Raw genomic sequence first — 14138 nt, 5'->3', positions numbered from 1 at the left:
CCGGCGGGGGGGGGGGGGCGGGTGCGGGGGGGTGTGTGTGGGGTGTGGGGGGGGGGGGGGCGCGGGGGGTGCTGCTGCCGGGGCGCCCGGGCGGGGGGCGCGCCCCCCCCCCCCCCCTTCCGTGCACGGCTGGGGTCAGAGCTTCTCGATGACGTGGTCGATGCACTTCGTCAGCGCCTCGACGTCCGCCGGGTCGATCGCCGGGAACATCGCGACGCGCAGCTGGTTGCGGCCGAGCTTGCGGTAGGGCTCGGTGTCGACGATGCCGTTGGCGCGCAGGACCTTCGCGACGGCCGCGGCGTCGATCTCGTCGTCGAAGTCGATCGTGCCGATGACCTGCGAGCGCTTGGCCGCGTCGGTGACGAACGGGGTGGCGTACTTGGAGTCCTCGGCCCAGGTGTAGAGCCGGGTCGAGGAGTCCTTGGTGCGGGCGGTGGACCAGGCCAGGCCGCCCTGGCCGTTGATCCACTCCAGCTGCTCGTTGAGCAGGAAGAGGGTGGCGAGGGCCGGGGTGTTGTACGTCTGGTTCTTGCGGGAGTTGTCGATCGCCGTGGGGAGCGAGAAGAACTCCGGCACATGGCGGCCCGACGCGTGGACGCGCTCGGCGCGCTCGATGGCGGCGGGGGAGAAGACACCGATCCACAGGCCGCCGTCGGAGGCGAAGGACTTCTGCGGGGCGAAGTAGTAGACGTCCGTCTCGGCGATGTCGACCGGCAGGCCGCCGGCGCCGGAGGTGGCGTCCACGAGGACGAGGGAGCCCTCGTCGGCGCCCGCGACCCGCCGGACGGGGGCGGCGACACCGGTGGAGGTCTCGTTGTGGGTGAAGGCGTACACGTCGACGCCGGCCTCGGCCGAGGGCTCGGGGTGGGTGCCGGGGTCGGACACGATCACGGTGGGTTCGGCGAGCCACGGGGCGAGCTTCGCGGCCTTGGCGAACTTGGAGCTGAACTCACCGAAGTTGAGGTGTTGCGACTTGTTCTCGATCAGGCCGTGGGTCGCCACGTCCCAGAACGCGGTGGAGCCGCCGTTGCCGAGGACGACCTCGTACCCGTCGGGCAGCGAGAACAGTTCGCGCACACCCTCGCGGACCCTCCCGACCAGGTTCTTGACCGGCGCCTGGCGGTGGGACGTACCGAGCAGCGAACTGCCGGTCGCCGCCAGCGCGTCCAGGGCCTCCGTCCGCACCTTGGAGGGGCCGGCGCCGAATCGTCCGTCGGCGGGCTTGATGTCAGCGGGGATCTGGATGTCAGCCACGAGCCGGAGGGTATCTCTTCGGTGAAACCGGACGGAAGCGTGTCCGTTCGATGAGACGACCCGGCCGGCCCGCGGCTGCGGGGTGATCCACGGTCCTGAGCCCGCCCCCGTGGAGGAGTCCGCGGGGAGTCGCGGGGGAGCCGTGGGAGGGCTACGGGGCCAGCCGGACCGGCAGTTCGAACAGGTCGTTCTGGGTCACCACGGGCTTGTTGCGCAACTCCGCGACGGGGACGGCGAGGTCGAGGGCGGGGAAGCGCTCGTACAGCGCGGGCAGCGCGACGCCCGCCTCCAGCCGGGACAGGGCCGCGCCCGGGCAGACGTGCGGGCCGTGGCCGAACGAGATGTGGCGGTTCGCGCTGGTGCGGGTGATGTCGAAGTCCCCGGCCGTCGGGCCGTGCGCGTTCTCGTCGCGACCGATCGCGCCGTACGACACGATCAGCGCGTCACCCGCGGGGATGACCTTGTCGCCGACCGGCACGTCCTCCGTCGCGAAGCGGATCAGGACGTGCGAGGTGGGGGTGGAGTGGCGCAGCGTCTCCTCCACCACCGCCGACCAGTCCGCCTCACCCGAAAGGACGAGCGCGCGCTGCTCCGGATGGGCGGACAGGTTGACCACCGCGTTGACGATGAGGGAGATCGTCGTCTCGTGTCCCGCCGCCACCATCAGCTGGAGGGTGGAGACGATCTCCTCGTCGGTGAGGTGGTCGCCGTCCTCGGAGGCGAGGATCAGGGCACTGGTCAGGTCGTCGCCGGGCTCGGCGCGTTTGGCCGCGACCGTGTCGGCCATGATCCCGGCCAGCTCGGTGAGCGTGGCGAGGACCTCGGCCGGCGGGGTCTGCGTCGAGAAGAACTTCTCGAACAGCTCCTTGAGACGCGGCAGCCGGGACTCCTCGATGCCCATGAGGTCGGCGACGACGTACATGGGCAGCGGGTAGGCGAAGTCGGCCTTCAGGTCGACGACACCGGCGTCCGCGGAGAGCTGGTCGAGCAGCCCCTGAGTCAGCTTGGTGATCCGCTCCCGCATCTGCTCCACCCGGCGGGGTGTCAGCGCCTGCGCCACCAGCGTGCGCATCCTGCGGTGGTCCGCGCCGTCGACCGTCAGCATGGAGCGGCCGGGGTTGGCGAGACCGATCAGCGGCCAGTCGGGGGCTATCTCGCCGCGCTGCCAGGCGCCCCACACGTTGATGTCCTTCACCAGCCGGGGGTCCGTGAGCAGCGCGCGGGCCTCCGCGTGGTGGGTGACCGCCCAGACGGGTACGCCGCCGGGCAGTTCCACGGCGGCCAGCGGACCGGCTTCGCGCAGCCGGGCGCTCTCGCCGTCGAGATCGGACACGAAGGGGTCGAGGGCGATACGTGCGGTCATGCGGGGATGCCTCCAGGAGCCGGGGTGGGGTTGCCGCGTCGTCGCGGGGGCCGGGGCGACGGCGCGTGCCGACGAGGCCTCCGCGGACCCCGGCCGGACACGCGGGCCGGCCGGGCGCGGTGGAGTCTCACAGTGCGGGTACGGGGGTGAAGCGCACCGGGAGTTCGGTGAGGCCGCGCAGCCAGGGTGAGGGCCGGCGGGTGAGGGAGCCGGCGGGTACCGCCAGGTCGATGTCGGGCAGCCGGTCCAGGACGACCTCGATGCCCGTGCGCGCGATGACCTCGGCGACCTCCTGGGCCGGGAACGGGCAGCGGTGCTCGCCGTGGCCGAAGGAGAAGTGGGCGTTGTTGCCGCCGGTGAGGGCGGAGCCGTCGGTGCGGACCTGCGGGTCGGAGTTGGCGCCCTGGAGACCGAGCAGCAGCAGGTCGCCGGCGCGGACGCGGTGGCCGCCGAGCTGGGTGTCGCGGGAGGCCCAGCGGCCGGCGACGTTCTGGGTGGGGGTGTCCTCCCAGAGCACCTCGTTCATGGCCTCGGCGACGCTGTTGCGGCCGCCGAAGAGGGAGGCGGCGAAGCGCTCGTCCGTGAGCATCAGGCGCAGCGAGTTGCCGATCCAGTCCGCGGTGGGCTGGTGGCCCGCGGCCATCATGACCATCAGGTCCTGGATGATCTCCTCGTCGGTGAAGCCGGAGGGGTCGGCGAGCATCCGGGAGACGACGTCGTTCGCGGGACCGGCCTTGCGGTCGGCCAGCAGTTGCGCCATGGAGCCGGCGAGGTGCTGCTGTCCCGCGAGTGCTCCCGCCCGGCCGTTGATCATGTCGTTGAGGGCGGTGACCAGGCCGGGGCCCTGTTCCTCGGAGAAGCCGTAGAGCGTCGCGAGGACGCGTACGGGCAGCAGCGCCGCGTAGTCCCCGACGAGGTCGATCTCGCCCTTGGCGCAGGCCGCGTCGATGAGTTCGTCGGCGAACCGCTCGGCGTGGGAGCGCAGTTCGAAGGGGTCGACGGCCTCCAGCGCCTCGCTGATCATCGCGGCGCGTTCACGGTGGCGTTCGCCGACCGTGTAGAGGATCGAGGGCTGCTTGCGGCCGATCATCGGCAGCAGCGGCCAGTCGTCGGGGATGCGGTCCCACTGGTTCCACAGGTCGGAGTCCCGGCTGAACAGCACGGGATCGCCGGTGACCTGGTGCAGTTCGCGGTAGCCGAGCACCAGCCACGCCGGGATGTCGCCGTCCAGTACGACGGAGGCCACCGCACCGTGGTCGCGCCGCATCTCCCGGTACAGCTCGGCGGGTTCGGTCTGGAACCGGGGCCCGCTGAGGGGCACGGGGGCGGACGTCACAGGGCCAACTCCGGGGACTTGGTGGCTTCTTCGGTGGCCGGGGCGACCAAGGCGGTGGCTCCGGCCGGGGCGGCGTACACGGTCTTCAGGTGTTCGACCAGGGTGATCAGCACCCGCTTGCTGGACTCCCGGGAGCGGGCGTCGCAGTCGATGAGCGGGACGTGCGGGTCGAGGTCGAGGGCCTCGCGGATCTCGGCGGGGGTGTGCCCCGGGCCGCCGAAGTCGTTGCAGGCGACGATGAACGGCGTGCCGTGGTGCTCCAGGCGGTCGATCGCGTACCAGGAGTCGTCGATGCGGCGGGTGTCGACGAGGACGACCGCGCCGAGGGTGCCGGAGAAGAGCCGGTCCCACAGGAACCAGAAGCGTTCCTGGCCGGGCGCGCCGAACAGGTACAGCACGTTGCGGGCGTCGAGCGTGATGCGGCCGAAGTCGAAGGCGACGGTGGTCGCGGACTTGCCGCGGACCTCGCTGATGTCGTCGATCGCCTCACCGGCCCGGGTCATCGTCTCCTCGGTGTTGAGGGGACGGATCTCGCTCACGGAGCGGACCAGGGTCGTCTTGCCGACGCCGAAACCGCCGACGACCACGATCTTCAGACCGTTGTCGGCGGTGGCGCCCAGCGGGGTCCTCGCGTCAGAGGTTGCGTAGTCCAACGAGCACCTGCTCCAGGATGTCGGGATCGGGTAGTGCTGCCTTCTGCGGGTGGCGGGCGCTGACCCGGCCCGCGGCGAGCAGGTCGGAGAGCAGGACCCGGGTGATGGACACCGGCAGTTTCAGCACGGCGGCGATCTCCACGACCGCCGTCGGCCGTTCGCACAGCCGCAGGATCGCGGCGTGCTCCGACTGCATGCCCAGGACCGGGTCGCACTCGGCGACCACGAGCGTCACGAGGTCGAACGGGGTGTCCGGCCCGGAACCGCTGCGTCCCCCGGTGAGGGTGTACAGCCGGTCGGGCGCGTCGTCCCTGCCCGGACGGCTCATGACGTCCGGGGCTGCGCGCTCAGGTGTTCGCCGAGTTGCTCCACGAGCTCGCTCATGTTGTGTCCGACCAGGCCGGCGTCCGCGTCCTCGGCGGTGACGACGGCGAGATGGGCGCCGTCACCGGCCTCCACGATGAACAGGACCCCGCCGTAGAACTCGGTCATCGCCGAGCGCACACCGCCGCTGCCGTCGCCGAACTCCACGGACGCGCCGTGGGACAGCGACTGGATGCCGGCGGCGATCGCGGCGAGCTGGTCCGCCCGGTCGACGGTGAGCTCCGGGGTGCGGCACAGCTTCAGGCCGTCGCGGGAGAGCACGAGGGCGTGCCGGGCGCCCGGGGTGCGCTCGAGGAGGCCCTCGATGAGCCAGGAGAGCTTCTCGTCGGCGGTGGTGGTGCCGGTCATGAAGTGGTGTCGCCTTCCGGGTGCGGGGGGTGGGTGTCCCGTACGGCTGTTTCGTCGCGTACGGCGTTCTCGGGGGTGTACGCCGGGGCGGGCACGGAGTCGTCGGGCACGGTCCCCTGGACCGCGGCCTGGTCCGGTGCCGTGCCGCGGACGGCCTGGCGGAAGCTGCTGAACCGGGCGGCCGTGACCTTGGAGTCCGTGGTGCGGGGTTCGGGTTCGGCGGACTGGTCCGCCAGGCGGGCGCGGCTGCGCTCGGCGTGCGCGAGGGTGCGGCCGCGACGGCGCTTGGGCAGGCTGACGGCGGCGGACTCGGCGTCCTCGTGCCGGGGTGAGTCGTGGGTGGGGACCGGGTCCGGGTCGAGGTCCTCGGTGGCCCGGGCGGCGGCGTACGACGCCTGGGGTGCCGGCTGGGCCACGGGGTGGTCCCCGGCCGCGGCGGTGGGGGTCTCGGCGGGGTCGGGGTCCGGGGCCGGTGCCGCGGCGGGCGTTGCCCGGGGAGTCGCCGGGGCGGGCGCGGAGGGCAGGGACAGCAGGTCCTGGGGGATGAGCACCAGGACGCCGGTGCCGCCCCGCGCGGAGGGCCGGAAGGAGACCTTCAGACCGTGCTTGCGGGCGAGCCGGCCGACCACCGCGAGGCCGAGCCGGGTGCCGGTGAGGCCGCCCAGTTCGGCGCCGTCGCCGGAGACGGCGCGCTCGGCGCGGCGCAGCTGGACGTCGCCCATGACGAGTCCGCTGTCCTCGACGGAGACGATGACACCGGCCGGGACCTCCTCGACGTACACGTGGACCTCGGCGGTCGGCGGCGAGAAGTTGGCAGCGTTGTCGAGGAGTTCGGCGAGCGCGTGCATCACGCCCTCGGCGGCGTGTCCGGCGACGGCGGCGTCGCTGGAGGAGTGCAGGCGCACCCGCTGGTAGCCGCCGATGCGTCCCATGGCGCCGCGCAGGATCGACTCCATGACGATGGGCCGTGCCCAGCGGCGGCCGGAGCGGGCGCCCGCGAGGACGGCGACGGAGTCGGCGAGCCGGCCGGCCTGCGCGGTGCGGTGGTCGAGGTGCAGGAGATCGGCGAGGACCTCCTCGTCGGAGTGCTTCTCCTCCATGGCGCGCAGGTCGGCGAGCATGGCCGTGGAGAGGGCCTGCATGCGGCCGGCCGCGTTGGCGGTGGCCGAGATCGCGGCGGCGCGTTCGCTCGTGGCCTGCCGGATCCGCTCCGTCAGATGTGCCCGCTCCGACGAGAGTTCGGCGGACCGGCGCTGCTCCTCGGTGATCTCGGCGCGGAGCCGCTGCCGTTCGGTCTCGAAGTCGGCGGTGAGACGGGCCCGTTCACGGGCCTCGGCGTCGGCCGTCCGGGTCCGGTCGCGGGCGGACTCCTCGGCGAGGCGGGTCCGCTCCTGGTGGAACTCCTCGGCCTGGCGGGCCCGTTCCTGGAGGAGCCGGCCGGCGTCCTGGCTCACGGCGTCGAGGCGGCGCCGGGCCAGCTGCGCGGTCCGGACGGCGCGGGTGGCGACCGCCACGGCCACGCAGAGCAGCACGGCGGCCGTCCCGGTGACCCAGGCCACGGGTACCCGCGCGGAGTTCGGTGCGGTCGCCACCGCGCCGACCACCGCGAGCGCCGCCAGGGCGGCGGTGAGCAGGGGTGCGGGCGCTGTGGCGCGAAGGGTGGGTCGTTCGCCGGAGGGGCTGGGCGCGGTCATGAATCCTGTCCTCGGTCCGTGTCCTCGGTCGTTTCCTGGGCGAGAGGCGACACCTGATACTCAATTCGCGGTCACTATATGAGAGTTCGTGATCGCATTGGGAAGGTTCCGGATCCGGTCCCGTCATCGGACGGCGATTCGGGGGCCCCGGGTACCGGCCGGGGACGCCGTGCGGGGCCATCCTGGAGGCATGACGGATCTTGGCGATCGAGGACCGGCGGAGCTTCGCGAACTGCGGGCCGCACTACGCGCACGGCTCGCCGCGGAGGTGCGCGGCGAAGTCTCCCTCGGCGCCACCGCACGCGCGCTGAACAGCATGGACGCGTCCAACTACCGGCGCGTCCCGCTCGGCGTGGTGGCCCCGCGCGACAGCGACGACGTGGCGGCCGTGCTGTCCGTGTGCCGCGCGCTCGCGGTACCGGTCGTGGCGCGCGGCGGCGGCACCTCGATCGCCGGCCAGGCGACCGGCACCGGCGTCGTCCTCGACTTCACCCGGCACATGAACCGGATCGTCGCGCTGGATCCCGGGTCCGGCACCGCCGTCGTGCAGCCCGGAGTCGTCCTGGACCGCCTCCAGGAAGCCGCCGCCCCGCACGGTCTGCGCTTCGGCCCCGACCCCTCCACCCACGGTCGCTGCACCCTCGGCGGAATGATCGGGAACAACGCGTGCGGGTCGCACTCGGTGGCGTGGGGCACGACCGCGGACAGCGTGCGCGAGCTGTCGGTGCTCACCGGCCGGGGGGAGGCCCGCACGGCCGGCCGGGACTGGCGGGGCGCCCCGCCCGGCCTCCGTGCCCTGGTGGAGGGCGAGTTGGCGCGTCTGCGCACCGGCTTCCCGGAGCTGCCCCGCCGCATCTCCGGCTACGCGCTGGACGCCCTGCTCCCCGAGAGGGGCGCGGACGTGGCCCGCTCCCTCTGCGGCTCCGAGGGCACGCTGGGGATCCTGACCGAAGCGGTCGTGGGACTGGTCGAGGCGCCGCGGGCGACGGCGCTGGCCGTGCTCGGGTACGCCGACGAGGGCGCGGCCGCGGAGGCGGCCGCCGGGCTGCTCCCGCTCGGGCCGCTCACGGTGGAGGGGATGGCCGCCGACCTGGTGCCGGCCGGCGCGGGGCTGCCGAGGGGCGGGGCCTGGCTGTTCGTCGAGACGGGCGGCGCCGACCCGGCGGAGGCCCGCGCGCGTGCCGGGGCGATCCTGCGCGCCGCCGACGTCCTCGACGCCACCGTGGTCACCGACCCGGCCGGGCAGCGAGCCCTGTGGCGACTGCGCGAGGACGCGAGCGGCACCGCGACCCGGATGCCCGGCGACGGGGCAGAGGCGTGGCCCGGCTGGGAGGACTGCGCGGTGCCGCCGGCCCGGCTCGGGGCGTATCTGCGGGACTTCCGGGGCCTGTTGGCGGCCCACGGGCTGCGCGGCACACCGTACGGACATTTCGGGGACGGCTGCATCCACGTCCGGATCGACTTCGACCTGCTGACGAGCGCGGGGATCGCGCGCTTCCGCGGCTTCTCGCGAGAACTGGCGGAACTGGTGGTCTCGCACGGGGGCTCGCTCTCCGGCGAGCACGGCGACGGGCAGGCCCGGGCCGAGCTGCTGCCCCTCATGTACGGTCCCGAACTCGTCGGCCTCTTCGAGCGGGCGAAGGACCTCTGGGACCCGGACGGCCTGCTCAACCCCGGAATGCTGGTGCGCCCGCACCGGCTGGACGAGAACCTGCGGTTCGCGGTGCTGCCGCGCGAACCGGTGGACGTGGCGTTCGGATATCCGGCGGACGGCGGGGACTTCTCCGCGGCGGTGCGCCGATGCGTGGGGGTCGCCAAATGCCGTACGACCACGCCCGCCGACACGGGTGTCATGTGCCCGTCGTTCCGGGTGACGGGCGAGGAGGAGCACTCCACCCGGGGACGCGCGCGGCTGCTGCACGAGATGCTCGCGGGCGAGGTGGTCACCGGCGGCTGGCGGTCGACGGAGGTCCGTGACGCGCTCGACCTGTGCCTGTCCTGCAAGGGCTGCCGCTCCGACTGCCCGGTCGGCGTCGACATGGCCACGTACAAGGCCGAGTTCCTGCACCACCACTACGCGGGCCGGCGCCGCCCCGCCGCGCACTACGCCCTCGGACGGCTGCCCGAGTGGCTCGGTCTGGTCGCCCGGACCAGGACCGCGGGGCTGCTCAACGCCCTGTCCTCGCTGCGTCCGCCGGCCGCGGTGGCCAAGCGGCTGGCCGGGATCGCGCCCGAGCGGACAATCCCGCGTCTGGCGCCCGAGACGTTCAGCCGGTGGTGGCAGCGGCGGTTCAAGGAGCGGGTGCGGCGGATGATGCGCGAGGGGGCGTACGGGACCGGCGAGTACGGCGTCGACGGCGTACCCGGCAACGGCGCCGTCGCCCCGGCGGAGGTGGCCCTCCTGTGGCCGGACACCTTCACGGAGCACCTCTCACCGTCGGTGGGGCGGGCGGCCGTACGGGTCCTGGAGGCGGCCGGTGTGGACGTGATGCTGACGCCGACGGTGGCCATGAGGAAACTGGGGAGCCCCTGGAGGAGCGGCGGGAACAAGAAGGGGAAGGGCGGCAAGAAGGGGACGGCCGGGGCGCCGGACGCCGGCCGCGGCCCGGACGGCCCGGCCCCGTGGGCGGTGGGCCGCGCGGGCCGCGTCTGCTGCGGTCTGACGTACGTCTCCACGGGCCAGCTCGACCTCGCCCGCGCGGTGATGCGCCGCACACTCGACCTGATGGGTGCCTTCCTGGATCCGGACGTCCACCCGCGGCCCCCCTCCGTCGTCGTTCTCGAACCGAGCTGTGCCGCCGCGCTGCGCACGGACCTCCCGGAGCTGCTCCACGACGACCCGCGCGCGGCGCGCCTGGCCTCGGCGGTGCTCACGTTCGCCGAGGCGCTGGAACGGCTGGCCCCGGACTGGTCGCCCCCGTCGCTTGACCGCCCCGTCGTCGGCCAGACCCACTGTCACCAGCACGCCGTCCTCGGCGACGCGGCCGACCGCCGGCTGCGCGCGGCGGCGGGTCTTACCGGCTCCCTCGTGGGTGGCTGCTGCGGCCTCGCGGGCGACTTCGGCTTCGAGAAGGGCCATTACGACGTGTCGGTGGCCTGCGCGGAGGAACAGCTCCTCCCGGCCGTGGCGGCGGCCGGCGACGACGCGGTGCTCCTCGCGGACGGCTACTCCTGCCGCACCCAGCTGGAGCAGCTGACGGGCCGCGGGGGGAGGCACCTGGCGGAGGTGCTGGCGGAGGCGCTCGACGACTCCGGCCGAGGGGCGGCCCGCGGGCATGGGCACGAGAATGGCGAAATGTCCTGAGTAGGGACATTTCCAGTCATTTTCAGCCACCCCCTCCCCGAGGAAGTGCCGCGCATGAGGCTCCGCGTACAGGTCATCACCCGTGAAGAGCATCTGGCGTTCGTCGCGACAAGGGCCTCGGTCAGCCATATGCAGGTGCCGTCCTGGGGCGAGGTGAAGCCGGACTGGCGGGCGGAGAGCCTCGGGTGGTTCGACGGGGAGGGGCGGCTCGTCGGGGCCGGTCTCGTGCTGCTGCGGCCGCTGCCGAAGGTGCGGCGGTACCTCGCGTATCTCCCGGAGGGGCCGGTCGTCGACTGGTACGCGGCCGACCTCGTGGAGCGCTGGCTCGACCCGATGCTCGCGTATCTGAAGGGACGGGGCGCGTTCTCGGTGAAGATGGGGCCGCCCGTGGTCGTACGCCGGTGGAGCGCCGACGCCGTCAAGGCGGCGATCGCCGACCCGTCCGCGCGCCGCCTCGGGGACACGGAGGCGACGACGTACGAACCGGCCGCCGCCGGTGTCGCCGAGCGACTGCGGGCCAGGGGGTGGCGGCGGGCGGAGGCGGGCGCCGAGGACGGGTTCACGGCCGGGCAGCCGCGCTACGTCTTCCAGCTCCCCTTCGGCGGAAGGACGCTGGAGGAGATCCAGCACGGCCTCAACCAGCAGTGGCGGCGCAACATCAAGAAGGCCGAGAAGGCCGGCGTGAAGGTCGTGCGCGGTGGTTACGACGACCTGCCCGTGTTCTACGGGCTCTACGCCGAGACCGCCGTGCGCGACCGCTTCGTCCCCCGCCCGCTGCCCTACTTCCAGCGCATGTGGACCGCCCTGACCGCGGAGGACCCGGACCGTATGCGGCTCTACCTCGCGCACCACGACGGCGAGGTCCTCGCCGCGGCCACGATGCTGACGGTCGGCACCCACGTCTGGTACTCCTACGGCGCCTCCACCAGCCGCAGGCGCGAGGTCCAGCCCAACAACGCCGTCCAGTGGCGCATGATGAGCGACGCCCACGAACTGGGCGCCGCCGTCTACGACTTCCGCGGCATCACCGACACCCTGGAGGAGTCCGACCACCTCCTCGGGCTGCTCCGCTTCAAGGTCGGCGCGGGCGGCGAGGCCGTCGAGTACCTCGGCGAGTGGGACTTCCCCCTCAACCGCGTGCTCCACCGGGCCCTCGACCTGTACCTGGCCCGCCGCTGACGCCCCGGGGCCCACGACGGCCGGGACGGCCGCTGTGAGGAACGCGACAGGGTCGTCAAGGGTTCACGCGCCTGACCGGGTCCATTACTCTGGACCCGAAAGTGCAGCGTGATGCACGCCCCGAGTCGAGCCCCTGGAAGGCACCGTGAACACCCCCAGCGCCGTCCCGTCCTCCCCGGCGTCCGCGACCCCGGTCGCCCCGGTGATGGCACCCCTGCCCGGTACGGGCGGCGGTTCACCGGTGCGGCGCGGTGGCCTCGGTCCCGTCGGACTGGTCCTCGCCGGAGGCATCTCCGTGCAGTTCGGCGGCGCGCTGGCGGTGACCCTGATGCCGCGCACCGGCGCGCTCGGAGTGGTGACCCTGCGGCTGCTGGTGGCCGCGGTCGTGCTGATGGTGATCTGCCGGCCGAAGGTGCGCGGACACTCCCGGGCCGACTGGGCCACGGTCGTCCTCTTCGGACTGACCATGGCCGCGATGAACGGCCTCTTCTACCAGTCGGTCGCCCGCATCCCGCTGGGCCCCGCCGTCACGCTCGAGGTGCTCGGCCCGCTGGTGCTCTCGGTGGTCGCCTCCCGCCGTGCCCTGAACCTGTTCTGGGCGGGCCTCGCCCTCGGCGGGGTCTTCCTGCTCGGCGGCGGGGGCTTCGGCAGCCTCGACGGGGTGGGCGTCGCCTTCGCCCTGTCCGCCGGCGCCATGTGGGCGGCGTACATCGTCTTCAGTGCCCGGACCGGCCGGCGCTTCCCGCAGGCCGACGGGCTCGCGCTCGCCATGGTGGTCGCGGCGGTGGCGTTCCTGCCGCTGGGGATCGCCGAGGCCGGGACCCGGCTGCTCGACCCGACGACCGTGGCGCTCGGGGCCGCGGTCGCCGTGCTGTCCTCCGTCCTCCCCTACACCCTCGAACTCCTCGCCCTGCGCCGCCTTCCCGCCTCCACCTTCGCCATCCTGATGAGCCTGGAACCGGCCGTCGCCGCGACCGCCGGCTTCCTCGTCCTGCACCAGGCGCTCTCCGCCACCGAGGCCCTCGCGATCGCCCTCGTCATCGCGGCGAGCATGGGCGCGGTACGGACCCAGGTGGGGCGCGGGCGGGCGAACCCGACGTAGCCGCGTCCGCGGGGTGACCAGGGGTGGGGTGGGGTGTGGCTGTCGGCGGTTCGGTGTCGGGTGCGTTCGGTCCCTGGGGGCTCCGCCCCCAGACCCCCGTCCGGCCTTAAGGGCCTTGTCCTCAAGCGCCGGACGGGCTGGAAAACCTGGGCCGGCCGCCAGCTTTTCGGTGCGGGCGCGCATATCCAGGCCGTCAGACCCCCGCCGGCCTTAAGGGCCTTGTCCTCAAGCGCCGGACGGGCTGGTGGTGTCGGCCTGTGCTGAGATGCGACGCCGAGAGGCAGAGCCGAGGTGCGAGGTCGAGGTGCGAGGCCGTGCTGGAAGGCTGACGTCCGGGCCAGGTATTTCAGCCCGTCCGGCGTCTGAGGACGAGCTTCGGGCGGCGGCGGGGATTCAGCGCAGGCTCGCATCTTCAGCCCGTCCGGCGTCTGAGGACGAGCTTCGGGCGACGGCGGGGAATCAGCGCAGGCTCGCATCCTCAGCCCGTCCGGCGTTTGAGGACGAGCCCTTCGGGCGATGGCGGGGGTCCAGGGGGCGCAGCGCCCCTGGCGAGGGGACTGGAGGGACGGGCGCGTCCGCACCCACCCCGGATGTCCCGCCCCAGAATCAATGCAAGCACGCTTGATTGTTTCTCCGCCCGCTGCCATGCTCCAGAACGCACCGCGCAGGACCCCGCACACCGTCGTGCCCCGAGGGAGCGCCATCGTGTCCGACCCGTCGTCCGTGATCGACGATCTGCACCGGGAGAGCGAGGAACTCGACCAGCTGGTGGGCGGGTTGGGTGAGGAGGGCTGGCGGCTGGCCACCCCGGCCCCGGGCTGGACCGTCGCCCATCAGATCGCCCACCTGGCCTGGACGGACCGCTCCGCGCTGCTCGCCGTGACCGACGCCGAGGCCTTCGCGAAGGAGGTCGAGAAGGCGATCGCCTCACCCGGCGGATTCGTGGACGAGGGCGCCGAGGAGGGCGCGGCCCGGCCGCCCGCCGAACTGCTCGCCGACTGGCGTGCGGGTCGCGGGGCGCTGGAGGACTCCCTCCGCGCGGCCCCCGCCGGAACCCGCTTCCCCTGGTACGGCCCGCCCATGTCGGCCGCCTCCGTGGCCACCGGCCGGCTGATGGAGACCTGGGCCCACGGCCAGGACGTGGCGGACGCGCTGGGGGTGACGCGCACCCCCACGGACCGCCTCCGGCACGTGGTGCGGATCGGCGTCCGGGCACGGGACTTCGCCTTCGGGGTACGCGGCCTCACCCCGCCGGACGGGGAGTTCCGCGTCGAACTCGTCAGCGCAGCCGGGGAGCTGTGGACGTACGGACCCGAGGACGCCCCCCAGCGGGTCACCGGTCCCGCCCTCGACTTCTGTCTCCTGGTCACCCAGCGCGCGCACCGCGCCGACCTCGCCGTACGGGCGCAGGGCCCCGACGCCGACCGCTGGCTGGACATCGCCCAGGCCTTCGCGGGGCCACCGGGGGACGGACGGCGGCCCAAGGAGGCGCGGACCGCGGAGCCGGGCCGGTGAGCGGCC

At 73.5% G+C, this 14138-nt stretch carries 11 protein-coding genes; 4 read left to right on the top strand and 7 right to left on the bottom strand.

What is annotated here, in order from left to right:
* Positions 1–135: 135 nt before the first annotated feature.
* From serC to ACFV2J_RS21765, 7 genes are all read right to left on the bottom strand, one after another.
* Entirely contained in the window at positions 136–1254 is a 1119-nt protein-coding gene (serC, locus tag ACFV2J_RS21795) for a phosphoserine transaminase (RefSeq protein ID WP_385090218.1), read from the bottom strand.
* Between the two features lie 151 nt (positions 1255–1405).
* Positions 1406–2617 carry a cytochrome P450 gene (locus ACFV2J_RS21790; RefSeq protein WP_385440081.1) on the bottom strand — a complete coding sequence of 404 codons (1212 nt, stop codon included), beginning with the start codon at positions 2615–2617 and terminating at the stop codon, positions 1406–1408.
* 127 nt (positions 2618–2744) lie between these two features.
* A complete protein-coding gene (locus tag ACFV2J_RS21785; protein WP_385090213.1) occupies positions 2745–3953 on the bottom strand; it encodes a cytochrome P450 in 1209 nt (402 codons plus the stop codon).
* Positions 3950–4606 (bottom strand): ATP/GTP-binding protein, encoded by a 657-nt coding sequence (locus ACFV2J_RS21780; RefSeq protein WP_385090210.1) that lies wholly within the window; start codon positions 4604–4606, stop codon positions 3950–3952. Before ACFV2J_RS21780 ends, ACFV2J_RS21785 begins: the two co-directional genes overlap by 4 nt.
* Positions 4587–4934, bottom strand: coding sequence for a DUF742 domain-containing protein (locus ACFV2J_RS21775; protein WP_385090207.1), 348 nt, complete (start codon positions 4932–4934; stop codon positions 4587–4589). Before ACFV2J_RS21775 ends, ACFV2J_RS21780 begins: the two co-directional genes overlap by 20 nt.
* Positions 4931–5338: a roadblock/LC7 domain-containing protein gene (locus ACFV2J_RS21770; protein ID WP_148008979.1), complete on the bottom strand. Its 408-nt coding sequence runs from the start codon at positions 5336–5338 to the stop codon at positions 4931–4933. The genes ACFV2J_RS21775 and ACFV2J_RS21770 overlap by 4 nt, the downstream gene beginning before the upstream one ends.
* Entirely contained in the window at positions 5335–7032 is a 1698-nt protein-coding gene (locus ACFV2J_RS21765; protein ID WP_385090203.1) for an ATP-binding protein, read from the bottom strand. The genes ACFV2J_RS21770 and ACFV2J_RS21765 overlap by 4 nt, the downstream gene beginning before the upstream one ends.
* A 190-nt stretch (positions 7033–7222) precedes the next feature.
* Here ACFV2J_RS21765 and ACFV2J_RS21760 point away from each other — a divergent pair, with 190 nt between their 5' ends.
* From ACFV2J_RS21760 to ACFV2J_RS21745, 4 genes are all read left to right on the top strand, one after another.
* Positions 7223–10336 carry an FAD-binding and (Fe-S)-binding domain-containing protein gene (locus ACFV2J_RS21760; RefSeq protein ID WP_385440076.1) on the top strand — a complete coding sequence of 1038 codons (3114 nt, stop codon included), beginning with the start codon at positions 7223–7225 and terminating at the stop codon, positions 10334–10336.
* A 54-nt stretch (positions 10337–10390) separates the two neighbouring features.
* Positions 10391–11515, top strand: a complete 1125-nt coding sequence (locus tag ACFV2J_RS21755; protein ID WP_385090197.1) for a lipid II:glycine glycyltransferase FemX — start codon at positions 10391–10393, stop codon at positions 11513–11515.
* A gap of 145 nt (positions 11516–11660) precedes the next feature.
* Positions 11661–12617 carry a DMT family transporter gene (locus ACFV2J_RS21750; protein WP_385440072.1) on the top strand — a complete coding sequence of 319 codons (957 nt, stop codon included), beginning with the start codon at positions 11661–11663 and terminating at the stop codon, positions 12615–12617.
* Between the two features lie 705 nt (positions 12618–13322).
* The gene (locus tag ACFV2J_RS21745; protein ID WP_385086993.1) at positions 13323–14132 is read left to right on the top strand and encodes a TIGR03084 family metal-binding protein; all 810 of its coding nucleotides are present in this window, start codon (positions 13323–13325) and stop codon (positions 14130–14132) included.
* Positions 14133–14138: the final 6 nt, after the last annotated feature.

The sequence above is a fragment of the Streptomyces sp. NPDC059668 genome, assembly GCF_042734135.1.
Lineage (GTDB): Bacteria > Actinomycetota > Actinomycetes > Streptomycetales > Streptomycetaceae > Streptomyces.
This window is presented reverse-complemented; position numbering and strand designations above follow the sequence as displayed.

Coding starts and splice junctions, on each gene's coding strand:
- ACFV2J_RS21790 (WP_385440081.1), bottom strand. CDS start 2,617: ATGACCGCACGTATCGCCCTCGACCCCTTCGTGTCCGATCTCGACGGC.
- ACFV2J_RS21775 (WP_385090207.1), bottom strand. CDS start 4,934: ATGAGCCGTCCGGGCAGGGACGACGCGCCCGACCGGCTGTACACCCTC.
- ACFV2J_RS21770 (WP_148008979.1), bottom strand. CDS start 5,338: ATGACCGGCACCACCACCGCCGACGAGAAGCTCTCCTGGCTCATCGAG.
- ACFV2J_RS21765 (WP_385090203.1), bottom strand. CDS start 7,032: ATGACCGCGCCCAGCCCCTCCGGCGAACGACCCACCCTTCGCGCCACA.
- ACFV2J_RS21760 (WP_385440076.1), top strand. CDS start 7,223: ATGACGGATCTTGGCGATCGAGGACCGGCGGAGCTTCGCGAACTGCGG.
- ACFV2J_RS21755 (WP_385090197.1), top strand. CDS start 10,391: ATGAGGCTCCGCGTACAGGTCATCACCCGTGAAGAGCATCTGGCGTTC.